Annotated in this window: 21 protein-coding genes and 1 tRNA gene; 11 read left to right on the plus strand and 11 right to left on the minus strand. The window is 71.8% G+C overall.

The genetic code is table 11. The features are described from left to right. Window positions 1-47 precede the first annotated feature (47 nt). The gene (locus tag C7C46_RS10370; protein ID WP_110668099.1) at window positions 48-1,424 is read left to right on the plus strand and encodes an NAD(P)/FAD-dependent oxidoreductase; all 1,377 of its coding nucleotides are present in this window, start codon (window positions 48-50) and stop codon (window positions 1,422-1,424) included. A 221-nt stretch (window positions 1,425-1,645) separates the two neighbouring features. On the opposite strand, the gene C7C46_RS10375 is transcribed toward C7C46_RS10370, so the two are convergent. Beyond that, window positions 1,646-4,204: an ABC transporter permease gene (locus C7C46_RS10375; RefSeq protein WP_110668101.1), complete on the minus strand. Its 2,559-nt coding sequence runs from the start codon at window positions 4,202-4,204 to the stop codon at window positions 1,646-1,648. Then, window positions 4,204-4,977 (minus strand): ABC transporter ATP-binding protein, encoded by a 774-nt coding sequence (locus C7C46_RS10380; RefSeq protein WP_181442285.1) that lies wholly within the window; start codon window positions 4,975-4,977, stop codon window positions 4,204-4,206. The genes C7C46_RS10375 and C7C46_RS10380 overlap by 1 nt, the downstream gene beginning before the upstream one ends. Before the next feature lie 316 nt (window positions 4,978-5,293). Here C7C46_RS10380 and C7C46_RS10385 point away from each other — a divergent pair. From C7C46_RS10385 to C7C46_RS10395, 3 genes are all read left to right on the plus strand, one after another. Beyond that, window positions 5,294-5,378: transfer RNA gene (locus C7C46_RS10385), tRNA-Leu, on the plus strand. Window positions 5,379-5,463: 85 nt separating this feature from the next. Continuing rightward, window positions 5,464-6,267 (plus strand): Bax inhibitor-1/YccA family protein, encoded by an 804-nt coding sequence (locus tag C7C46_RS10390; protein WP_110668106.1) that lies wholly within the window; start codon window positions 5,464-5,466, stop codon window positions 6,265-6,267. A 48-nt stretch (window positions 6,268-6,315) separates the two neighbouring features. Continuing rightward, entirely contained in the window at window positions 6,316-6,696 is a 381-nt protein-coding gene (locus tag C7C46_RS10395; RefSeq protein ID WP_110668108.1) for a hypothetical protein, read from the plus strand. A 23-nt stretch (window positions 6,697-6,719) separates the two neighbouring features. On the opposite strand, the gene C7C46_RS10400 is transcribed toward C7C46_RS10395, so the two are convergent. The 3 genes from C7C46_RS10400 to C7C46_RS10410 all read right to left on the minus strand — a co-directional run bounded on the left by C7C46_RS10400 (window position 6,720) and on the right by C7C46_RS10410 (window position 10,319). Continuing rightward, window positions 6,720-7,679 carry a hypothetical protein gene (locus C7C46_RS10400; RefSeq protein WP_245984327.1) on the minus strand — a complete coding sequence of 320 codons (960 nt, stop codon included), beginning with the start codon at window positions 7,677-7,679 and terminating at the stop codon, window positions 6,720-6,722. Window positions 7,680-7,953: 274 nt separating this feature from the next. Then, a complete protein-coding gene (locus C7C46_RS10405) occupies window positions 7,954-9,180 on the minus strand; it encodes an acetyl-CoA C-acetyltransferase (protein WP_110668112.1) in 1,227 nt (408 codons plus the stop codon). A gap of 41 nt (window positions 9,181-9,221) precedes the next feature. After that, entirely contained in the window at window positions 9,222-10,319 is a 1,098-nt protein-coding gene (locus C7C46_RS10410; RefSeq protein WP_110668114.1) for an SGNH/GDSL hydrolase family protein, read from the minus strand. Between the two features lie 212 nt (window positions 10,320-10,531). Here C7C46_RS10410 and C7C46_RS10415 point away from each other — a divergent pair, with 212 nt between their 5' ends. Together C7C46_RS10415 and C7C46_RS10420 are read left to right on the plus strand one after the other, a co-directional pair. After that, complete coding sequence (locus C7C46_RS10415) at window positions 10,532-11,932, plus strand: cystathionine beta-synthase (RefSeq protein ID WP_110668116.1); 1,401 nt, start codon at window positions 10,532-10,534, stop codon at window positions 11,930-11,932. Window positions 11,933-12,400: 468 nt separating this feature from the next. Further along, window positions 12,401-12,730, plus strand: coding sequence for a hypothetical protein (locus tag C7C46_RS10420; protein ID WP_110668118.1), 330 nt, complete (start codon window positions 12,401-12,403; stop codon window positions 12,728-12,730). Window positions 12,731-12,868: 138 nt separating this feature from the next. Here C7C46_RS10420 and msrA read toward each other — a convergent pair whose 3' ends face one another. Next, complete coding sequence (gene msrA, locus C7C46_RS10425; RefSeq protein WP_181442286.1) at window positions 12,869-13,537, minus strand: peptide-methionine (S)-S-oxide reductase MsrA; 669 nt, start codon at window positions 13,535-13,537, stop codon at window positions 12,869-12,871. 57 nt (window positions 13,538-13,594) lie between these two features. Here msrA and C7C46_RS10430 point away from each other — a divergent pair, with 57 nt between their 5' ends. From C7C46_RS10430 to C7C46_RS10440, 3 genes are all read left to right on the plus strand, one after another. Further along, a complete protein-coding gene (locus C7C46_RS10430; protein ID WP_110668120.1) occupies window positions 13,595-14,749 on the plus strand; it encodes a cystathionine gamma-synthase in 1,155 nt (384 codons plus the stop codon). Window positions 14,750-14,875: 126 nt separating this feature from the next. Beyond that, window positions 14,876-15,874, plus strand: a complete 999-nt coding sequence (locus tag C7C46_RS10435; RefSeq protein ID WP_110668122.1) for an ATP-binding cassette domain-containing protein — start codon at window positions 14,876-14,878, stop codon at window positions 15,872-15,874. Beyond that, a complete protein-coding gene (locus C7C46_RS10440) occupies window positions 15,871-16,728 on the plus strand; it encodes an ABC transporter permease (RefSeq protein WP_110668125.1) in 858 nt (285 codons plus the stop codon). The genes C7C46_RS10435 and C7C46_RS10440 overlap by 4 nt, the downstream gene beginning before the upstream one ends. 65 nt (window positions 16,729-16,793) lie before the next feature. On the opposite strand, the gene greA is transcribed toward C7C46_RS10440, so the two are convergent. Continuing rightward, complete coding sequence (greA, locus tag C7C46_RS10445) at window positions 16,794-17,291, minus strand: transcription elongation factor GreA (protein WP_110668126.1); 498 nt, start codon at window positions 17,289-17,291, stop codon at window positions 16,794-16,796. Window positions 17,292-17,529: 238 nt separating this feature from the next. Further along, on the minus strand, window positions 17,530-17,949 hold the full coding sequence (locus C7C46_RS10450) for a DUF4307 domain-containing protein (RefSeq protein WP_110668128.1): 420 nt from the start codon (window positions 17,947-17,949) through the stop codon (window positions 17,530-17,532). A gap of 146 nt (window positions 17,950-18,095) precedes the next feature. Between C7C46_RS10450 and mca the strand changes: the two genes are divergently transcribed. Together mca and C7C46_RS10460 are read left to right on the plus strand one after the other, a co-directional pair. Further along, a complete protein-coding gene (mca, locus tag C7C46_RS10455; protein WP_110668130.1) occupies window positions 18,096-18,989 on the plus strand; it encodes a mycothiol conjugate amidase Mca in 894 nt (297 codons plus the stop codon). Between the two features lie 96 nt (window positions 18,990-19,085). After that, window positions 19,086-19,277 (plus strand): hypothetical protein, encoded by a 192-nt coding sequence (locus tag C7C46_RS10460; protein ID WP_110668132.1) that lies wholly within the window; start codon window positions 19,086-19,088, stop codon window positions 19,275-19,277. Between the two features lie 14 nt (window positions 19,278-19,291). Here the strand turns inward: C7C46_RS10460 and C7C46_RS10465 are convergent, their stop codons facing one another. The 3 genes from C7C46_RS10465 to C7C46_RS10475 are packed head-to-tail and all read right to left on the minus strand — an operon-like array spanning window position 19,292 to window position 22,432. Further along, window positions 19,292-20,632 (minus strand): GH1 family beta-glucosidase, encoded by a 1,341-nt coding sequence (locus C7C46_RS10465; protein WP_110668133.1) that lies wholly within the window; start codon window positions 20,630-20,632, stop codon window positions 19,292-19,294. 41 nt (window positions 20,633-20,673) lie between these two features. Further along, entirely contained in the window at window positions 20,674-21,516 is an 843-nt protein-coding gene (locus C7C46_RS10470) for a carbohydrate ABC transporter permease (protein WP_110668136.1), read from the minus strand. Beyond that, window positions 21,509-22,432: a carbohydrate ABC transporter permease gene (locus C7C46_RS10475; RefSeq protein WP_110668138.1), complete on the minus strand. Its 924-nt coding sequence runs from the start codon at window positions 22,430-22,432 to the stop codon at window positions 21,509-21,511. Before C7C46_RS10475 ends, C7C46_RS10470 begins: the two co-directional genes overlap by 8 nt. Between the last annotated feature and the right edge of the window lies 1 nt (window position 22,433).

Consider the following 22,433-nt stretch of genomic DNA (forward strand, 5'->3'; position numbering starts at 1 on the left):
ACGGGCCTCACGAAGGGTGCCGCGAGGGGTGCTGGATACTTTCGGATATGAGCACCACGGAGCGTCCTCGCATCCTCATTGTCGGCGGTGGTTACGTCGGCCTGTATGCCGCGATGCGCATCCTCAAGAAGATGCGCTACGGGGAGGCGACCGTCACGGTCGTCGACCCGCGGTCGTACATGACGTACCTGCCCTTCCTTCCCGAGGCGGCCGGCGGCAACGTCGCGCCTCGCAACCTCGTCGCGCCGCTGCGCAGCGCCCTGAAGAAGGCGGAGGTGCTCACCGGTCACGTGACCGGCGTGGACCACGCCCGCAAGGTCGCCACCATCGCGCCGCTGGCCGGCGACTCCTACGAGCTGCCCTTCGACTACCTGGTCGTGGCCACCGGCTCGGTCTCCCGCACCTTCCCGATCCCCGGCCTGGCCGAGCACGGCATCGGCATGAAGACGGTCGAGGAGGCGATCAGCCTCCGCAACCACGTCATGGCCCAGCTGGACAAGGCCGAGTCCACCACGGACGAGGCCATCCGCCGCAAGGCCCTCACCTTCGTGGTCATCGGTGGCGGCTTCGCCGGCATCGAGACGGTCGCGGAGATCGAGGACATGGCCCGCGACGCGGCCAAGCTCTACAAGACCGTCAGCCGTGACGACATGCGCTTCGTCGTGGTCGAGGCGGCCAACCGGATCCTGCCCGAGATGGGGCCGGACCTGGGTCTGTGGACCAAGGAGAAGCTCGAAGAGCGCAACATCGAGATCTACATCGAGACCTCGATGGACTCCTGCGTCGACCAGCACGTGGTGCTGAAGAACGGCCTCGAGATGGACGCGGCCACCATCGTGTGGACCGCGGGCGTCAAGCCCAACCCGGTGCTGGCCAACTTCGGCCTGCCGCTCGGCCCGCGCGGCCACGTGGACACCGCGGCGACCCTCCAGGTCCAGGGCTTCGACTACGTCTGGGCCGCCGGCGACAACGCCCAGGTGCCGGACCTCGCGGCCGGCGAGGGCGCCTGGTGCCCGCCGAACGCGCAGCACGCGGTGCGTCAGGCCGCGGTCCTGGGTGACAACGTCATCTCCGGGATGCGGGGCTTCCCGCAGGGCGAGTACAAGCACAAGAACCTCGGTGCGGTGGCCGGTCTGGGCCTGCACAAGGGCGTGGCGATCCTCTTCGGCAAGTTCAAGCTGAAGGGCCGTCCGGCCTGGTGGTTCCACCGCCTGTACCACGGCGCCATGGTCCCCACCATGAACCGCAAGGTCCGGGTCTTCACCGACTGGACCCTGGCGATGTTCCTGAAGCGCGAGACGGTCGGCCTCTCGGAGATGGAGAAGCCGTTCGGCGCGTTCCAGGAGGCGGCCGCGCCCGCCCCCAAGCCGGTGGCGGTCCCCGCCCCGGCCACCGAGGCGGACAAGGCACTGGCCGCCAAGTAGTCGGTACCCGCAGTACACGACTGGACCCCGGCACCGGACGCCGGGGTATGAGTCGGAGGCCCTCCGCCCGGCAGCGTCGCCGGACCACGACCTCCGTGGTGCTCAGCCGGCTGGCGACCGGGCGGAGTACAAACGCAGTAACAAGGGCGAGGCAGAGGGCCTCGGCCCGGTGGTGAGGACCCACCGGGCCGAGGCCCTTCTTCGTGTCCGCCGACGCCCGGTCAGGCAGCCTTGATGCTGTCCAGGATGTCGAGCTTGGCGGCCCGTCGGGACGGCCAGATCGCGGCCACCAGGCCGACCAGGCCGGCCAGGCCCAGGAAGAGCGCCAGCTTGCCGAACGGCAGCACCGTGGTCAGGCCGGTGAGGTCGTTCCTGAGCGTGCCGTTCACCGCCCAGGCCAGGAAGCAGCCCAGGCCCAGGCCCAGCACCGCGCCGAACAGCGAGATGACCACCGACTCCAGCCGGACCATCCGCTTGACCCCGCTGCGGTTGAGGCCGATCGCCCGCAGCATCCCGATCTCGCGCTTGCGCTCGAAGACCGACATCGCCATGGTGTTGACCACGCCGAGGATGGCGACCAGCACCGACATGGCCAGCAGGCCGTACATCATGTTCAGCGCGAAGGCGATCTGCGAGCTGAACTGGTCCCGCAGGTCCTGCTTGCTGTCCACCTTGATCAGCGGGTTGTCGCCGCCGGCGTCCACCAGTGCCTGGTGCAGCGCGCTGCTCTCGCCGCCCGCGCCCTTGACCAGCACCACGTCGGTGGACGGCGCGGCGCCGTGCCGCACCAGCGCCTCGTTGGACATCAGCAGCGGGTTGACCAGGTGGTTCTCGGCGAACACCCCGCCCACCGTGAGGGTGCCGGTGCTGCCGTCCGGGAAGACGGCCGGCACGGTGGAGCCGACGGTCAGTGCCTTCTCCTTGGCCACCTGGTCGTTGACCAGCAGCCGGCCCTGGCCGAGTGCCGCGGTGGAGCCGGCGGTCAGCTTGACGTGCAGCACCTGGTCGGCGGCGGCCGCGTCGATCCCGGAGACGGCGCGCTTCTGGCCGGCCACCTCGAAGTAGGAGCCGGTCAGCGCCGAACTGGCCGTCACCCCGGGGGTGCGGGCGACCTGGGCGGTGATCTCGGGGGAGACGCTCAGCCCGTGGGAGAGCTCGACGGCGTAGTCGGCCTTCATGGTGTCGGTGACCGCCCGGTCCAGCACCCCGTTGACCGAGGCGCCCAGCACGGTCAGCGCGCTGACCAGGGTCAGCCCGATGGTCAGGGCGGCCGCGGTGGCGGCGGTGCGGCGCGGGTTGCGCACCGCGTTCTGCCGGGCCAGCTTGCCGGAGACCCCGAACAGCCTGCCCAGCAGCGGTCCGACCAGCGCGATCAGCGGGCGGGAGAGCAGCGGGATCAGCACGAAGGTGCCGATCAGCGCGGCCACCGCGCCGCCGGCCACCAGCCACTTGCCGTTGGACCCGGCCGAGGAGCCCCACAGGATCAGTGCCAGGCCGCCGCCGGCGACCATCGCGCCCACGCTGTTGCGCACCAGCAGGCCCTTCTGGGTGCTGGGCAGCTCGCCGCTGCTCATCGCGGCCACCGGGGGGATCCGCGAGGCGCGCAGGGCGGGCAGCACGGCGGAGACCACGGTCACCAGCACACCGGTGACCAGCGCCGCGACCACCGTGGCCGGGCCGACGATCAGCGGGCCCGAGGGGGTGTCGGCGCCGGCCAGCGAGCCCATCAGCGACTGCAGCCCGGCCCCGATCCCGACCCCGGCCAGCAGGCCGGCCACCGAGGCGAGCACGCCGATCAGCAGCGCCTCCACCAGCACCGAGCCGGTGACCTGGCGGCGGCTGGCACCGATCGCCCGCAGCAGGGCGAGCTCCCTGGTGCGCTGGGCGATCAGCATGGTGAAGGTGTTGGCGATGATGAAGATGCCGACGAAGAGCGAGATCCCGGCGAAGGCCAGCAGCATGGTGCGCATCCCGCTGAGCGCGCCGTCCAGGTCGGCCTTCTCCTGGTCCTGCAACTGCTGGGCGGTCTTGACGGTGATCGAGCCGGCGTCCGGCAGCACCTTCACCACCTCGTCCTGCAGCGCCTGCTGGCTGGTCCCGGCCGCACCGGTGACCTCGATCCGGTCGAACTGACCCGGCGTCAGCAGCAGTTGCTGGGCGCTGGCGGTGTCGAACAGGACCAGCGGGTTGCCGGAGCTGACCTGGGGCGAGTCGCTGGTGAAGATCCCGGTCAGGGTGGTGCTGCGGGCCGGGCCGTTGATCGCCACCCGGACCGTGTCGCCCACCCGGTAGCCGCCCTTGTCGGCGGTGGCCCTGTCCAGCGCGATCTCGCCGGTGTGCTGCGGGCCGCGCCCGGCAGCCATCGGGTAGCGCGGGTCCTGGCCGTTCGTGGCGGGCGCGTAGTTGGAGCCCCTGGAGTCGCGGCCCTGGCCGAGCGCCTTGCCGCTCTTGTCGGCCACCGCGGTGAAGCCGTCGACCACGCCGACCGCGCGGGCCACCCCGGGCAGCGCGGCGATCTGCCCGACCGTGCCGGTGGACAGGTGCGGGGCGGCGGAGCCGGTGAGGTCGGCGGTCCGGGTGTCGTTGCCGGCCCCGGAGTCGGCGACCTGGACCGAGAAGTTGCCGAAGTCCTTGGAGTAGCTGTTCTTCAGCGCCGAGCCGAAGGTGTCCGAGAAGACCATGGTGCCGGCCACGAAGGCGGTGCCGAGCATGACGGCCAGGGCCGTCATCAGCAGCCGGCCCTTGTGGGCGAGCACGTTGCGCAGGGCGGTGCGGAACATCAGTTGGTCCGGCCCTTCGCGTCGAAGCGGCGCATCCGGTCCAGCACGGAGTCCGCGGTGGGGGCGGCGAGCTGGTCCACGATCCGGCCGTCGGCCAGGAAGACCACCCGGTCCGCGTAGGAGGCGGCGACCGCGTCGTGGGTCACCATCACCACGGTCTGGCCGAGTTCGCGCACCGAGTTGCGCAGGAAGCCGAGGATCTCGGCGCCCGAGCGGGAGTCCAGGTTGCCGGTGGGCTCGTCGGCGAAGATGATCTCCGGGCGCCCGGCCAGCGCGCGGGCGCAGGCCACCCGCTGCTGCTGGCCGCCGGAGAGCTGGGCCGGCCGGTGGCTCAGCCGCCCGGACAGGCCCACCGTGTCCACCACCGAGTCCAGCCAGGCCTTGTCGACCTTGCGCCCGGCGATGTCCATCGGCAGCGTGATGTTCTCCAGCGCGGTCAGCGTCGGCAGCAGGTTGAAGGCCTGGAAGACGAAGCCGATCCGGTCGCGGCGCAGTTGGGTCAACTGCTTGTCGCGCAGCCCGACCAGCTCCACCTCGCCGATGGTGGCGGAGCCGGCCGAGACCGTGTCCAGGCCGGCCATGCAGTGCATCAGGGTCGACTTGCCGGAACCCGAAGGGCCCATGATCGCGGTGAACTCGCCCTGGTGGAACTCGACGCTGACGTCGTCCAGGGCGACCACCCGGGTCTCCCCGGCGCCGTACACCTTGCTCAGGCCGGTCGCACGGGCGGCCGCCCGCCCGGTCCCGACGGCGGTCGCGGTCGTCGTGGTCATCGGGGAACTCCTTCGGTCGGCACCGTCACGAGGCGGCGCTCTGGGATACCTCCCCATGCTCCCGGCGGTCGGACGCCGGTTTCGTCGCTCCGGCGGACGGTTGGGCCGTCGACCGCAGTGCCATACCGGCGGCCGTCGTCTCCTCCTGCGGTATGACGCCGACCCTGATGGCCGGAAGGCGTTCCCGGCTGGCCGAATCACGGACAGTTCGTCAGATGGCAAGGAAACATGACAACTTCCCCGGCTGGGAACATGCGCGAGAGGGATCGGGACGACTAGGCTCAGGGGTGGCCCTCGATCGGGGGCGGCGCTCCCGGCCCGGATGGTGGAACGCAGACACGGGCAGCTTAAAACTGCTTGGCCGTAAGGTCGTGCCGGTTCGAGTCCGGCTCCGGGCACCACGCTTGGTGGCCTCTGGGCCATCGCTTTGCCAACCCATTACCCTTGCTCTCGTGGGCGGCGCCGTGCTGCCCCGGGAGGAACAGCATGCGCAGCAGCAATCCGGTCTTCTCGCAGGGGCCGTACGGGCAGCAGCCCGGCCGTTCCCGCTACCAGGACGCGACGGCCCAGGACCTGACCGCCGAGCAACTCGCGGAGCTGTACCGCGCCCCCGCCGCGGGCCCGGCCGCCACCGGCCGGCTGACCATGGACGACGTGGTGACCAGCACCGCGCTGAGCCTGCTGGTGCTGGTCGTGGCCGGCGCCGCCGCCTGGATCGCACTGCCCGCGGCGGCCTACGGGATCGCCGGGCTGGCCGCACTGGCCGCCTTCGGCGTCGGCCTGGCGCTGAGCTTCAAGCGGCGCGCCAACCCCGCCCTGGTGCTGCTCTACGCGGGCCTGGAGGGCTTCTTCCTGGGCGCGACCACCAAGGCGCTGAACGCGCTGTGGCCGGGCATCGCGGCGCAGGCGGTGCTGGGCACCGCGGCGGTCTTCGCCGGGATGCTGCTCGCCTACCGGGCGGGCTGGATCAAGGTGACGGCGCGGTACGCCCGGATCGGGCTGGCGGTCGCCCTCGGCTTCGTGCTGCTGCTCCTGGTCAACCTGGTGGCCTCGCTGTTCGGCGCCTCGCTGGGCCTGGACTCCGGCCCGCTGGGCATCGTGGTCGGCCTGCTCGGGGTGGGCCTGGGCGCCTTCTTCCTGTCGCTGGACTTCGCCGCCGTCCAGGACGCGATCCGCCGCGGCGCCCCGCGCGAGGAGGCCTGGCGCTCGGCCTTCGGCCTGACCCTCTCGCTGGTCTGGATCTACCTGGAGATGCTGCGCCTGATCGCGATCCTGCGCGGCGACGACTGACGGTCAGGTTGTCGGAGGAAACGCTCTAGGCTCTTCGCCATGTCAGTGATGTTCGACGTGCTCGACCTGCAGGACGCGGTGGACGCGTTGGCCGACCGGTTCCGGGCCATGCCGCAGAGCCGGCTGCTCGGCGCGGTCGAGGGCCACCGCTCCAGGGCGGCCGCCGCGCTCGCGCTGGCCCGGGAACTGGCCGCCACCGCGCAGCTGGTGGAGTTCGGGCCGGCCGGGCCGCCCCGAGAGATCCCCGAGGCGGGCGCCTTCGCGGTCGGGGACCAGCTGGCGGTGGCCGGGCACGACCTGGTGGCCGCGCTGGGCCCGTTGGAGCCGCAGGCCCGGATCGCGACGCGCGACGGCGCCCACCGCACTGCGGCCGACCTCCTGGCGGAGGCGGTCGCGGCGGTGGGCGCCGTGTCCGTGAGCTGTTCCTAGCTCCGGCGTTCCCCCACGGTGTGTCAGATGCTCGCCACCACCCGGTCGGCCAGCACGTAGACGGTCTCCTCGTCGGTGGAGAAGGTCAGCGAGTAGGAGCCGGAGAACCGCGAGCCGCCCAGCAGCCGTACGTCCTCGCCGGCCCGCACCGCGTCGATCAGCCGGTAGGCCGCCTCCCGGTCGCCGGGGGCCACGCAGAGCGTGGTGCCGTCGGCGAAGGCGTACACGTCCAGGGTCCCCAGCGGGCCCGGGCGCACGTCGGTCAGCGCTATCCGGTCCTCGGCCAGCATGGTGAGCCGGGTGTCGGTCCACTCGCGCGAGGGGGTGGGGCTGGGCACGAAGTCCGGGTGCGAGGGGTGGCGGCGCGGGTCGGGCGCGGGGGCCGGCTCGGTGGCGGTCTCCGGGGCCGGGTCGAGCAGGCCGGCCTCCAGGCCGGTGGCGGCCAGGTCGGCGTCGCGGCGGGCCCGCTGGTCGCCCTCGCCACCCTGGCCGGGGGCGCCCGGGGCGCTCGGGTGGCCGCCGCCGGCGGGCAGCGGGCCACTGTCGTTGATCATCTCCTCCAGCGCCGAGCGCAGTGCGTCGCCGAAGGCCGGGTCCATGGTGCCGGCGTTGTCGGCGGCCTCGGCCGGGCCGGTGGGGCGCGGGAAGAAGACCGGCCAGTTCTCCACCGGGCCCAGGCCCTGCAGGCCGCTGAGGCCGTGGCCGAGCTCGCCGTCGCCCCAGGCGTCGTTCAGCGGGGTGTCCAGCAGCGGGTCGTCCTCGGCCGCCCGGGCCTCCTGCTCGGCCCAGAACGCGCGCGCCTCGCTGATCTCCCGCTCCCGGTCGGCGGCCAGCGCCTCGGTCACGGCGCGGCGTATCGCCGCTTCGTCCACGGAACTGGCCGGGGCCTCGGCCAACTTGCGCCGCAGGCCCCGCAACTGGAGCAGCACGGTGGTCGTGGCGGCGATCAGGACCAGCAGCAGGGTGACATACACGGCGCTCACGGAACGTACTCCTTGCGCGGAGTGGAACGGGGGAACGTCTCCACCCTGCCGCATGGGCGGCTGGTGCCGCAGGGGAAGATGTCCGTTTTGTCCGTGACGTTCGTCATTGTCCGAAAACCCCATTGGTCCCTGGTGTACGCTGCGCAGTTGGTCGACCCCGGGGGGTGGCGATCGGCGCTCCGGGGAACGGGTCGAGGGCCGGTCCGTACCCGGTGGTATGGACCAGCCCTCGACTACGCAGAGTGAGAATCAGCCGGAGCCGACTCGGCTCGGCTCAGCTCAGCCGCTCGATCACCATCGCCATGCCCTGGCCGCCGCCCACGCACATGGTCTCCAGACCGAACTGCTTGTCGTGCCACTGCAGCGAGTTGATCAGAGTGGTGGTGATCCGGGCGCCGGTCATGCCGAAGGGGTGGCCGACGGCGATGGCGCCGCCGTTCACGTTCAGCTTGTCCAGGTCGACGCCCAGGTCGCGGTAGGACGGGATCACCTGGGCCGCGAAGGCCTCGTTGATCTCCACCAGGTCGATGTCGCCGATGGTCAGCCCGGCCCGCTGCAGCGCCTGGCGGGAGGCCTCCACCGGGCCGTAGCCCATGATCTCCGGGGAGAGCGCCGAGACGCCGGTGGAGACCACCCGGGCCAGCGGCGTGATGCCCAGCTCGCGCGCCTTGATGTCGGACATGATCACCAGGGCGGCCGCGCCGTCGTTCAGCGGGCAGCAGTTGCCCGCGGTCACCGTGCCGTCCGGGCGGAAGACCGGCTTGAGGCCCTGCACCGCCTCCAGCGTCACACCGGCCCGCGGGCCGTCGTCGGTGCTGACCACGGTGCCGTCCGGCAGCGTGACCGGGGTGATCTCGCGCTCCCAGAAGCCGGCCTTGATCGCGGCCTCGGCCAGGTTCTGCGAGCGGACGCCGAACTCGTCCTGGTCGGCCCGGGTGACGCCCTTGAGCGCGGCCAGGTTCTCCGCGGTCTGGCCCATCGCGATGTAGGCGTCGGGCAGCAGGCCGTCCTCGCGCGGGTCGTGCCAGCCGGCCTCGCCGGTGCCCTCCTCGGCGCGCTTGGCGGTGCGCGCCACCGCCGCGTCGAAAAGCGGGTTCTGGGTGTGCGGCATGCCGTCCGAGGTGCCGTTGACCGACCGCGAGACGGTCTCCACGCCGGCCGAGATGAAGACGTCGCCCTCGCCGGCCTTGATCGCGTGCAGTGCCATCCGGGTCGTCTGCAGCGAGGAGGAGCAGTAGCGGGTGATGGTGGTGCCGGGCAGGTAGTCCATGCCCATCTGCACCGCGACGATCCGGGCCAGGTTGTGGCCCTGCTCGCCGCCGGGCAGGCCGCAGCCCAGCATCAGGTCCTCGATCTGGCGCGGGTCCAGCTGCGGGACCTTGGCCAGCGCGGCCTGGATGACGTGCGCGGTCAGGTCGTCCGGGCGCACGTCCTTGAGCGAGCCCTTGAAGGCGCGGCCGATCGGCGAACGGGCGGTGCTGACAATGACGGCTTCGGGCATGACGGCTCCTTTGCGGACTCTCCGACGCAACAGAGAGGAAGTTACTCCCAAGTAGGGCGCCCGTCACCTGCCTCCGCGTGTGAGGTGGCCGACGCCGCCCGTCCGGAGGCCTCCGCGCCGGCGGGCACCCCGGGCGCGGGTTCGTCCGGGGTGGGCAGTCCCAGCCGCAGCCGGTGCTTGACCAGGGCCCAGCGCCGCCCGCCCGCCCCGTCGGTGGCCGAGGCCACCTCGGTGCCGGAGCTGCCGGCCGCGGTGGCCGCCGCCACCGCCATCGGCAGCACCGCCTCGCGCCGGGCCGGCTCCTCCTCGGCCACCTCGGGCCACAGGTCCAGCGCGGCGCAGACGCTCGGCAGCACCGCCATCGCGGCGGTCGCGTAGCCCTGGGCGGAGGGGTGGAAGCGGTCCGAGGCGAACATCTCCGGGCGGGCCGCGAACTCCGGGCCGAGCAGCGAACCCAGCGACACGGTCCGCCCGCCGGCCTCCACCACCGCGATGGTCTGCGCCGCCGCCAGCTGCCGGCTGACCCGGCGGGCCACCCAGCGCAGCGGCGGGTGGACCGGCTTGATCGTGCCCAGGTCGGGGCAGGTGCCGACGACCACCTGGCAGCCGAACGCGCGCAGGTCGCGCACCGCCTCGCCGAGCAGCCGCACCGCCTGGGCCGGCGGGGTGTGCCGGGTGACGTCGTTCGCCCCGATCATGATCACCGCGACGTCCGGGCGGGCCTCCACGACCAGGCGCACCTGGCGGGCCAGGTCGTGCGAGCGGGCGCCGGAGACCGCCACGTTGACCAGCGACACCCGGCGCTCGGCCACCGAGGCCAGGCCAGCGGCCAGCAGCGCCCCCGGGGTCTCGCGGGCCCGGCGCACCCCGAGGCCGGCCGCGGTGGAGTCACCGAGGAAGGCGAGCACCAGCGGCTGCTCCCCGTCCAGCGCGGGGTCGGCGAACGCGTCGCCGTACAGGCCGTCGGCCTTCGGCGGGGCGCCCTCCAGCACCCCGACGGCCCGGATCGCCAGTCGGCTCTCGGTGATCAGCACACCGGCCAGGCCCCCCCCCAGCAGGCCGAGGCCGCCCCCGCCGTAGGCCGCCGCGGTGGCGATCCGGCGGGCGACCCTGGCCCTCGATTGCTGCGCTCCCGGCATCGGACGACCCCCTTCGCGTGCGCTGTCCTGCCTGCCCGTTCCACGCCTGACTGTACAAACACCTGTCTGTTCAACGGTGGGAAGTGTCGTTCGCACTCCCGCTGCGTGCATACCCCTGGACACCGGGGTGCTACCGGAGGGCATCGGCCATCTGGCGCCATAGGCTTGGACCACCGAAAGAACTGACATGGCCACAGACCGGGAGGACCCCCGTGCGGTACCACAATTCGATCATCGAGCTGGTCGGTGACACCCCCCTGGTGAAGCTCAGCAAGGTCGCCGAGGGGATCTCGGCCACCGTGCTGGCGAAGGTCGAGTACTTCAACCCCGGGGGCTCGGTCAAGGACCGGATCGCGCTGCGCATGATCGAGGCGGCCGAGGCCTCGGGCGCGCTCAAGCCCGGCGGCACCATCGTCGAGCCGACCTCGGGCAACACCGGGGTGGGCCTGGCGATCGTGGCCCAGCAGAAGGGCTACAAGTGCATCTTCGTCTGCCCGGACAAGGTGTCGACCGACAAGATCAACACGCTCCGGGCGTACGGCGCCGAGGTCGTGGTCTGCCCGACCGCGGTCGCCCCGGAGCACCCGGACTCCTACTACAACGTCTCCGACCGGCTGGTCCGTGAGACCCCGAACGCCTGGAAGCCGGACCAGTACTCCAACCCGGAGAACCCCGCCTCGCACTACCACTCCACCGGCCCCGAGCTGTGGGAGCAGACCGAGGGGAAGATCACCCACTTCGTGGCGGGCGTGGGCACCGGCGGCACCATCTCCGGCACCGGCCGGTACCTGAAGGACGCCTCCGGCGGCCGGGTGCAGGTGATCGGCGCCGACCCGGAGGGCTCGGTCTACTCCGGCGGCACCGGGCGGCCCTACCTGGTCGAGGGCGTCGGTGAGGACTTCTGGCCCACCGCCTACGACCGCAGCGTGGCGGACGAGATCGTGGCGGTCTCGGACAAGGACTCGTTCCAGATGACCCGCCGCCTGGCCAAGGAGGAGGGCCTGCTGGTCGGCGGCTCCTGCGGGATGGCCGTGGTGGCCGCGCTGGAGGTGGCCCGCAGGCTCGGCCCCGACGACGTCGTGGTGGTGCTGCTGCCGGACGGCGGCCGCGGCTACCTGTCGAAGATCTTCAACGACGACTGGATGGCCGACTACGGCTTCCTGCCCACCGCCGCGGACGAGGCCACCATCGGCGAGGTGCTGGCCCGCAAGGACGCGATCGAGCACGAGGGCATCCCGCAGTTCGTCCACATGCACCCGGGCGAGACGGTCGGCGAGGCGGTGCAGGTGCTGCGCGACTTCGGCGTCTCGCAGATGCCGGTGGTCTCGCCGGGCGCCGGGCACCCGGACATCATGGCCGGCGAGGTGATCGGCTCGGTGGCCGAGCGCGACCTGCTGGCGGCGCTGTTCAGTGGCGGCGCGCAGCTGACCGACCTGCTGGAGCAGCACATGTCGCGCCCGCTGCCGGTGGTCGGCTCGGGCGGGTCGGTGACCGGTCTGATGACGGTGCTGGAGCAGGCGGACGCCGCGGTGGTGCTGATCGACGGCAAGCCGCAGGGCATCGTGACCCGCCAGGACCTGCTCGCCTTCATGGCCGGGCGGGCCGGGCACTGAGCCCGGGCCCGGCCGGTCTCGCTGACTGTGTTTCAGCTGGTCGTTCGTTTCCCGAGGAACTGGTACACCGGCGTCACGCCGGTGCAGCACCTGGTTAACACGAGCCGGGCATCGTAGTGGTCACGGCAAGACGCCGAGCGGGACGGTGGTGGTGACCGGGAGCGGCTCCCCGATCACGGCAACCGTCCGGACACACGGACCGGTCCTGACCCGGTCGCCTGTGTCTCCCTCCGCCATGGGTGGTCGGAGGGGCCCCTCGTGGGGGTCGTCGTCGTCCCGCCCCTGGCCCGTGGGCCAGGGTGCGGCGGCTCCCACGGCACCTCGCGCCCTCGTGGCGCGGCTCCGCAGCTCCCGGGTGGGGGAGCAAGGCGGCGCACCGGCAGGGCCGGCCCCGGTCTTCGGGGCCGGCCCTCGCCCGTGCCGGGCCAACTTCGCGAAACGGCACGGTTCTCGCCTACGCTTCGCCCCATGACCAGCACCGAAGACATCACCACCGACCCCGACGCGCCCCGCTACGTGCGGCTCAGCATCGAGCTGATCGCCGAGATCACCGACGAGGGCGCGCTGAAGGGCGCCGCGCTCGCCCAGGTCCAGGCCGACGAGTACCTGGACGACGAGGAGCGCGCCCAGTCCGTCGAGGCGATCGAGCTGGACCCGTCGGGCTCGCTCGCCCACTTCATCGACCCGGTCGCGCTGCTCGGCGACGTGCCCGGCGTCGAGCTGACCCAGGCCACCTGGGAGTCGGCGCAGGTCGCCTTCGACCCGGAGGAGGACAGCTTCGAGTTCGAGGTCGAGTAGTCCCCTCGCCTCGTCTCCCCGTACCGCCTGACGGCGCATCGTCAGGCGGTACGTCCATTGTTGGCGCGCTCTTTCCTCGTCCCGTGCCGGGCCGACGGCTCGGAGGGCAGGGCGACTGCCGCGCGCGGCGCCGGGCTGTCAGCCGTCGGTCTTGGCGATGCCGATCGGGCAGGAGGCACCGGTGCCGGACAGGCCGCAGTAGCCGTTGGGGTTCTTGCTGTCGGACAGGTACTGCTGGTGGTAGGGCTCCGCAGGGTGGAAGGCGGGGGCGGGGGCGATCTCGGTGGTGACGGAGCCGTGGCCGAGGGCGGTCAGGGCGGGCTGGAAGGCGTCGCGGGTGGCCAGGGCCTCGGACTGCTGGGCGGGGGAGTGGGTGTAGATCGCGGAGCGGTACTGGGTGCCCACGTCGTTGCCCTGGCGGTGGCCCTGGGTGGGGTCGTGGGACTCCCAGAAGGTCTTGAGCAGGGCGGCGTACGGCAGGACGGCCGGGTCGAAGACGACGCGGACCACCTCGGCGTGGCCGGTCAGGCCCGAGCAGACCTCCTCGTACGTCGGGTTGGGGGTGTACCCGCCCTGGTAGCCGACCAGGGTGGTCCACACGCCGGGCAGCTGCCAGAAGGCGCGCTCGGCGCCCCAGAAGCAGCCCAGGCCGAAGTCCGCGACCTCCAGGCCGGCCGGGTAGGGCCCGGTGAGCGGGGTGCCCAGGACGGTGTGCGGCTCGGTGAGGGTGAAGGCGGGCACCGGCCGGCCGGGAAGGGCCTGGTCGGCGCTGATGAGCTGGGTCTTGTGACGGCGGTCGAACAGCATGTCTGGAGAACGTGCCGAGCGGTCCCGGGATTCCACGCTGGCACTAGTCTCAGGCGTATGACTGAGCACCAGCACCCTCAGGGCTTCGAGACCCTCGCCATCCACGCGGGGCAGGAAGCGGACCCCCGTACCGGGGCGGTCGTCCCGCCGATCTACCAGGTCTCCACGTACAAGCAGGACGGCGTCGGCGGGCTGCGCGGCGGCTACGAGTACAGCCGCTCGGCGAACCCCACCCGCACCGCGCTGGAGGAGTGCCTGGCGGCGCTGGAGGGCGGGCAGCGCGGGCTGGCCTTCGCCTCCGGCCTGGCCGCCGAGGACACCCTGCTGCGGACGATCCTGGCACCGGGCGACCACATCGTGATCCCCAACGACGCCTACGGCGGCACCTTCAGACTCTTCAGCAAGGTGCTCTCCCGCTGGGGCGTGAGCTTCGACGTAGCCGACACCCAGCACCCGGAGCAGGTGCGCGCGGCCCTCAAGCCGACCACCAAGGCGGTCTGGGTGGAGACCCCCTCCAACCCGCTGCTCGGCATCACCGACATCGCCGCGGTGGCCCAGATCGCGCACTCCGCCGGCGCCCTGCTGGTGGTCGACAACACCTTCGCCAGCCCCTACCTCCAGCAGCCGCTCGCCCTCGGCGCGGACGTGGTGGTGCACTCCACCACCAAGTACATGGGCGGCCACTCGGACGTGGTCGGCGGCGCGCTGGTGGCGGCCGACGCGGGCCTGGGCGAGGAGCTGGCCTACCACCAGAACGCGATGGGCGCGGTGTCCGGCCCGTTCGACGCCTGGCTGGTGCTGCGCGGCATCAAGACCCTGGGCGTGCGGATGGACCGGCACAGCTCCAACGCCGAGCAGATCGTCGCGCTGCTCTCCCGCCACCCCAAGGTGACCCAGATCTTCTACCCGGGACTGGCCACGCACGCCAACCACGAGGTGGCGGCCAAGCAGATGAAGGCCTTCGGCGGCATGGTCTCGTTCCGGGTCGAGGGCGGCGAGCAGGCGGCCGTCGAGGTCTGCAACCGCGCCAAGCTGTTCACCCTGGGCGAGTCGCTGGGCGGCGTGGAGTCGCTGATCGAGCACCCGGGCCGGATGACCCACGCTTCGGTGGCCGGCTCGCTGCTCGAGGTCCCGGCCGACCTGGTCCGGGTCTCGGTGGGCATCGAGTCCGCCGACGACCTGGTGGCCGACCTGGCCCGGGCGTTGAACTGACCGTCAGCCGGGCGCTCCGCACCGCCGGAGCGCCCGGCCCCCGGCGGGCCGGGACGGGTGATGCGGGCGGTGCGCTCTCGCGCTAGGTTCGAACGAAGCGCGCCATCCGCTTCGAGGAGAGCCCCCATGGCCCCAGCGATCCAAGCAGAGAACCTGGTCAAGACCTTCGGTGACGTGCGTGCGCTGGACGGCGTGAGCCTGGACGTCCCGGAGGGCACCGTTTTGGGCCTGCTGGGCCCCAACGGCGCCGGCAAGACCACCATGGTCCGGGTGCTGACCACGCTGCTGCGGCCCGACTCCGGCCGCGCCACGGTGGCCGGGGTGGACGTGCTCAAGCACCCCAACCGGGTGCGCAGCCTGATCGGCCTGTCCGGCCAGTACGCCGCGGTGGACGAGTACCTGACGGGCCGTGAGAACCTGCAGATGGTCGGCGAGCTCTACCAGATGACCGGTCGGGCGGCCAAGGCCAGGGCGGACGAGTTGCTCGAGTGGTTCAACCTCGACGAGGCCGCCGACCGCACCGCCAAGACGTACTCCGGCGGCATGCGCCGCCGCCTCGACCTGGCCGCCGCCCTGGTGGTGCGCCCGCCGGTGATGTTCCTGGACGAGCCGACCACCGGGCTGGACCCGCGCAACCGCCTCGCGCTCTGGGAGGTGATCGAGACCCTGGTCGAGCAGGGCACCACCCTGCTGCTCACCACCCAGTACCTGGAGGAGGCCGACCGGCTGGCCCACGACATCGCGGTGGTGGACCACGGCCGGGTGATCGCCCGGGGCACCGCCGACCAGCTCAAGGCGCAGATCGGCGGCGAGCGGGTGGAGCTGGTGGTGCACGACCGGGCGCTGATCGAGACCGCGGTCGAGGCGCTCAAGAGCTTCGCGGTGGGCGACCCGAGCGTGGAGCGCAACACCCGGAAGATCACCATCCCGGTCAGCGGCGGCGCCCGGGTGCTGGCCGACGTGATCCGCGAGCTGGACTCGCGCCGGATCACCATCGACGACATCGGGCTGCGCCGCCCGACCCTGGACGACGTCTTCCTCTCGCTGACCGGGCACGTCACGTCCGGCGAGGCCGAGGAGAACGAGAGGGCCGGCGGCGGCGAGGACGCGGAGGCGAAGCGATGACCACTGCCACCGAACACGCGATCGGCGGGGCGGTCCCGCGCCAGCGCCGGGGCCTGGCCGCGATGGCGCACGACTCCTGGGTGGTGGCCAGGCGGAACCTGCGCCGGATGACCCGGATCCCGGAGATCGTGGTCTTCGGCCTGATGCAGCCGGTGATGTTCGTCCTGCTCTTCTCGTACGTGATGGGCGGCGCGATCACCATCCCGATGGCCGGGGCCAGCTCGAACATCTACACGCAGTTCCTGATGGCCGGCATCTTCGCCCAGACCGTCACCTTCGCGGTGGCCGGCGCCTCGGCCGGCATCGCGGAGGACATGACCAAGGGGCTGGTGGACCGGTTCCGCTCGCTGCCGATGACCCGCTCGGCGGTGCTGGTGGGGCGGACCCTGGCGGACCTGGTGCAGACCGCGTTCACCCTGCTGGTGCTGGCCCTGGTGGCGCTCGCGGTGGGCTGGCGGATCCACAACGGGGTCCTGCGGATGCTGGCCGCCTTCGCGCTCCTGCTGCTGCTGGGCTACGCCTTCTCCTGGATCGGGGCGCTGATCGGCCTGTCGGTGCGCAGCCCCGAGGCGGCCACCTCGGCGGGGCTGATCTGGCTCTTCCCGCTGACCTTCATCTCCAACGCCTTCGTGCCGATCTCCAGCATGCCGGGCTGGCTGCAGCCGGTCGCCTACTGGAACCCGTTCAGCGCCACCGTGCAGGCCTGCCGCAACCTGTTCGGCAACCAGATCGGGCCGGTGGACAAGGCCTGGCCGATGCAGCACGCCTACGGGGTGTCGATCGTCTCCTCGCTGATCGTGCTGGCGCTCTTCTCCTGGCTCTCGGTGCGCAAGTACCGCTCGGCGGCCGGCTGACCCCGGGCACGCGCAGGGCCCCGCACCGACCGGTGCGGGGCCCTGCGCGTGCTTGGCAGCCGGTGTCAGCCGCTGTACGGCTTGGCGGCCACGATCTTGACCGTGGCCTTCTTGCCGTTCGGCAGCTCGTAGGTGGCGTCCTCGTCGACCTTCTTGCCGTTGATCGCCTGGCCGAGCGGCGACTGCGGCGAGTAGACGTCCAGGTCGTCGCCGGCCACCTCGCGCGAGCCGAGCAGGAAGACCATGGTGTCGTCCAGGTCGCCGTCGAAGGCGACCGTCACGACCATGCCGGGAGCCACCACGCCGGAGTCGGCGGGGGCCTCGCCGACCTGGGCGCGCTCCAGCAGCTGGGTGAGCTGGCGGATCCGCAGCTCCATCTTGCCCTGCTCCTCGCGGGCGGCGTGGTAGCCGGCGTTCTCCTTGAGGTCGCCCTCCTCGCGCGCCTGCTCGATCTTCTGGGTGATCTCGGAGCGGGCGGGGCCGGTCAGGTGATCCAGCTCGTCCTTGAGCTTGTCGTAGCCGGATTGAGTGAGCCAGGTCACGTTCTCGCTGGTCTGGGTCACGGGAGCTCCTCGTCGGTGCTGGGCGATGCTGCATCGGGTACTGCTTGCGGGCAACCACTGGGGGTTACTACAAAGGAACGCCCGCTTCCGGAGTTCTTCGGGCCGGAAGGGGCGAAACCACGAGCCTAACAACCTCAGGCCGCCGATGGGAGTGCCGTTGGCGGCGCGTTAACGGTCTGTTTGAAGAGGACTGCCCGCTGGACGGGCCGGTCATGCCGCGTCCGGGCTGCTCGGGGGGCTACTTCGTGGGCGTACAGCCCAGCAGTTCGGCGGTGGTGCCCCGGGCGGTGGTGCGGATGGTGACCACCTTGACGAAGCTGGTGCCGTCCCCGGGCACCGGGACGTCCAGCTGGCCGACCACCGTGCCGTCGGCGGACTGCGAGCGGATCGTGCAGCTGCCGGCCGTGCCGGCGCTCTTGGTGACCGAGAGCTGGGCCTGCACCTCGGTGTCCGAGACGACCTGGAACTCGGGCACGGTGCCGCTGAGCTTGCTCGCCTTCAGCAGGTACGAGCCGCCGAGCCAGGCCACCAGGGCGATCAGCAGCACCCCGAGCACCGCGCCGACCCGCTTGAGGGTGCGGTCCGCCTGGGCGTCGCTGCGGCCGCCGTAGCGGCCCCGGGGCGGGGCGCTGGGGCTGGTCTCGCTGCTGGCGGTCATCCGGATCAGTCCTCGGGAATGTGCGGGGCTTCCAGTCCGTCACTATAGGGGGGCGGCGCTGAGCGCCCCGAAGCTGAGCCCTGACCGAGGGCTCGCAGCCGAGCCCCACCATGGCGAGCCCGGACATTCCCGGAAGGAACCAGGCGTTGACTGAGCAGTTGCGGCTGATGGCGGTGCACGCGCACCCGGACGACGAGTCCAGCAAGGGTGCGGCCACCATGGCCATGTACGTCGCCCAGGGCGTGGAGGTGCTGGTGGCCACCTGCACCGGCGGGGAGCGCGGCTCTGTGCTCAACCCGAAGCTCCAGGGCAAGCCGGAGATCGAGGAGAACATCCACGAGGTCCGGCGCAAGGAGATGGACCGGGCGCGCGAGATCCTCGGGGTCGAGCAGGCCTGGCTCGGTTTCGTCGACTCCGGCCTGCCGGAGGGGGACCCGCTGCCGCCGCTGCCGGAGGGCTGCTTCGCGCTGCAGGAGGTCGAGGCGGCGGCCGAGCCGCTGGTCCGGCTGATCCGCGAGTTCAAGCCGCAGGTGATCACCACCTACGACGAGAACGGCGGCTACCCGCACCCCGACCACATCATGACCCACAAGATCACCATGCACGCGTTCGACGCGGCCGGGGACCCGGACGCCTACCCGCAGGCCGGCGAGCCCTGGCAGCCGCTGAAGCTGTACTACAACCACGGCTTCCCGATGGGCCGCATCCGCGCCCTGCACGCCTACCTGAGCGAGCACGGGCACGACTCCCCGTACGGCGAGTGGATCGCCGGCTGGGAGAAGAGCGGGCGCACCGAGCGCGAGATCACCACCCGGGTGGAGTGCGCCGACTACTTCCCGACCCGGGACGCGGCGCTGATCGCGCACGCCACCCAGATCGACCCGGACGGCCCGTGGTTCCGCGTCCCGCTGGACGTGCAGCGCGAGGTCTGGCCGACCGAGGACTACGAGCTGGCCCGCTCGCTGGTCGACACCGACCTGCCGGAGAGCGACCTGTTCGCCGGCCTGCGCGCGGTCAGCCTGGCCGGCGAGCCCAAGTAGCGCAGGTGCCTGGTCCGGGCCGCTGTTGAGCGGCCCGGACCCGACACACCCCACCCCGGTGCGTTGATCGCCGGGCAGCGGGGTCACCATGGAGGCATGAGCGCTCCCGTGTACCTCTCCCAGGCCGCCGCGACCCTCGCGGTGGACGACGCCAAGGTCACCCCCGGCCTGCTGGGCTTCGTGGTCTTCGCCGTGCTCGGCGTGGCCACCTGGTTCCTGCTGAAGTCGATGAACTCCCGGTTCAAGAAGATCGACTTCATCGAGGAGCCCGAGGCACCCAAGGAGTAGCCCCTGCGGGGGAGTCAGCGCGCCCGGTGCGCGCTGATCAGTTCGGCGTACCGGTGGCCGCTGCGCTTGACGGTGCGGCGCTGGGTCTCGTAGTCCACGTGGACCAGGCCGAACCGCTTGTCGTAGCCGTACGCCCACTCGAAGTTGTCCAGCAGCGACCAGGCGAAGTAGCCGGCCAGCGGCGCGCCCTTGGCCACCGCGCGGGCGCAGGCCGCCAGGTGCTGCTCCAGGTAGGCGGTGCGCTCGGCGTCCTCCACCCGGCCGTCGGCGGTGACGGTGTCCCGGTAGGCGGCGCCGTTCTCGGTGACGTAGAGCCTGCGCACCCCGTACTCCTCGGTCAGCCGCAGCAGCAGCTCCTCCAGGCCCGGGGCGTGCACCTCCCAGTCCATCGCGGTGCGCTCGGGGTTGGGCCCGGGCAGCTGGCGGAACCGCGGCACCGGGCCGGCCGGGTCGTCGGCGACGATCTGGCGGAAGTAGTAGTTCAGCCCGACCCAGTCCAGCGGCGCCCCGATCAGCTCCAGGTCGCCGTCCTGGACCGGTAGTTCGACCCCGTAGAGGTCGACCATGTCCTGCGGGTAGCCGCGGCCCAGCACCGGGTCCAGCCACCAGCGGTTGATGTGCCCGTCGGCCCGCCGGGCGGCGGCCAGGTCGGCCGGCGAGTCACTGGCCGGCTCGATGCTGCTGAGGTTGTTGACGATGCCGATCCGGGCGCCGGGCACCGCCGCGCGCAGCGCCCGCACCGCCAGGCCGTGGCCCAGGTGCAGGTGGTACGAGGTGCGCACGGCCGCGGTCAGGTCGCGCCGGCCGGGGGCCATGGTCCCTTCCAGGTGGCCCAGCCAGGAGGAGCAGAGCGGCTCGTTGAGGGTGCACCAGTCCTGCACCCGGTCGCCGAGCTTCTCAGCCACCACCGCGGCGTACTCGGCGAACCGCTCGGCGGTGGCCCGCTCGGGCCAGCCGCCGCGGTCCTGCTGGGCCTGCGGCAGGTCCCAGTGGTAGAGGGTGGGGAACGGGGTCATCCCGCGTTCCAGCACGGCGTCCACCAGCCGGTCGTAGAAGGCGAGGCCGGCGGGGTTCACGGTGCCGTCGGCCAGCGGGACCACCCGGGGCCAGGCGATCGAGAACCGGTAGGCGTCCAGGCCCAGCCGGCGGGCCAGGTCGAGGTCCTGGGGCCAGCGGTGGTAGTGGTCGCAGGCGGTGTCGCCGGTGTCCCCGTTGGCCACCTTCCCCGGGGTGTGCGAGAAGGTGTCCCAGATGGACGGGGCCCGGCCGTCCTCGCTCGCGGCCCCTTCGATCTGGTAGGCGGCGGTCGCCGCGCCCCACCGGAAGTCGGGCGGCAGCGCGTCGAGGTCTGTCACGGAAGGCCTTTCGTGGGCGGGGTGGTGGGGGTTCGGGTTCGTCACTTCACGGCTCCGGCGGTCAGCCCGGCCACCAGGTAGCGCTGCAGCAGCAGGAAGCCGGCCACCACGGGGATGCTGACGACCAGTGAGGCGGCCATCACCTGGTTCCAGTACACGTCGGTCTGGGTGGCGTAGCCCTGCAGGCCGACAGCGAGGGTGCGGGTCTCGTCGTTGGTCATCACCGAGGCGAACAGCACCTCGCCCCAGGCCGTCATGAAGGCGTACACGGCCACCGCGACGATGCCGGGGATCGCGGCCGGGACCACGATCCGCAGCAGGGTGCGGACCGGCCCGCAGCCGTCCACCGCGGCCGCCTCGTCCAGGTCGCGCGGGATCGAGTCGAAGTACCCGACCAGCATCCAGATCGAGAACGGCAGCGAGAAGGTCAGGTAGGTGAGGATCAGGCCGCCGCGGCTGCCGTACAGCGCCACCCCGGTGGAGTTGCCGATGTTGACGAAGATCAGGAAGAGCGGCAGCAGGAACAGGATGCCGGGGAACATCTGGGTGGAGAGCACCGTGACGGTGAACAGCCGCCGGCCGCGGAAGCGGTAGCGGCTGACCGCGTAGCCGGCCAGTATCGCGATCAGCACCGAGAGCGCGGTGGCGCTGCCCGCCACGATCAGCGAGTTGGTGAAGTAGCGGGCCAGCGGCACGGTGGACCAGATGTCCACGTACGGACGCAGGGTCAGGTGGCTGGGCACCCAGCGCCAGGGCCCCTGGACGTCCTGCAGCGGCTTGAGCGAGGAGCTCAGCATCACGGCCACCGGGGTGAGCGTGAAGACCAGGAGCAGCAGCAGCACGGCGCGGCGCAGCCAGCGGAAGGAGGCGGGCGGGTTAATCATCGGCGCCCCTGCGGCGGGTGGTGGCGAACAGGTAGACGGAGGTCACCAGCAGCAGGAAGAGCAGCAGCAGCACGGACATCGCCGAGCCGGCGCCGAAGTTCCAGGTGACGAAGGAGCTCTGGTAGATGTGGATGGAGATCAGGTCGGCGGCCTTCGGGGCCGCCTTCCCGAACAGCACGAACGGGGTGTTGAAGTCGTTGAAGGTCCACAGGAACAGGACCAGCAGCAGCACCTGGTTCACCGGTCGCAGCGAGGGCAGGGTGATCCGGCGGATCTGCTGGCGGATCCCGGCCCCGTCGATCGCGGCCGCCTCGTACAGCTCGCGCGGGATGTTCTGCAGCCCGGCGGTCAGGGTGAGGAAGGCGAACGGCCAGGACTTCCAGACCGAGACGGTGAGCAGGGCCCAGAAGCTGTTGTCCCCGATCAGCCAGAACGGCTTGTCCTTCACCAGGTGGAGCTGGTCGTGCAGCACGTGGTTGACCAGCCCGGTGTCCCGCTGGAACATGAACGACCAGGTGATCACCGCGGCGAAGACCGGCAGCGCGTAGGGCAGCAGGAAGGCCGCCCGCAGCAGGCCGCGGCCGCGGAAGGTGTCCTGGGTCATGATCGCCGCAGTCGTGCCGATCAGCCAGGACAGGCCCACCGAGAGCAGGGTGAAGGTGCAGGTCACCCAGAAGGAGTTCAGCAGGGCCTGGCCGACCGGGGCGTGGAAGTCCACCGCCATCCGGTAGTTGGCCAGGCCCGACCAGGGGGCCGTGGACCAGTCGCGGATGTAGAACTGGGTCAGTTGCTTGAAGCTCATCACGATCCCGGTGACCATCGGGACCAGGTGGATCAGCAGCTCCACGGCGAGCGCGGGCAGCAGGAGCAGGTAGGGGAGTGCGGTGCGGCCCGTGGACCGTCGTGGCTGCTTCATC

Source organism: Streptomyces tateyamensis (genome assembly GCF_003205575.1).
Lineage (GTDB): Bacteria > Actinomycetota > Actinomycetes > Streptomycetales > Streptomycetaceae > Kitasatospora > Kitasatospora tateyamensis.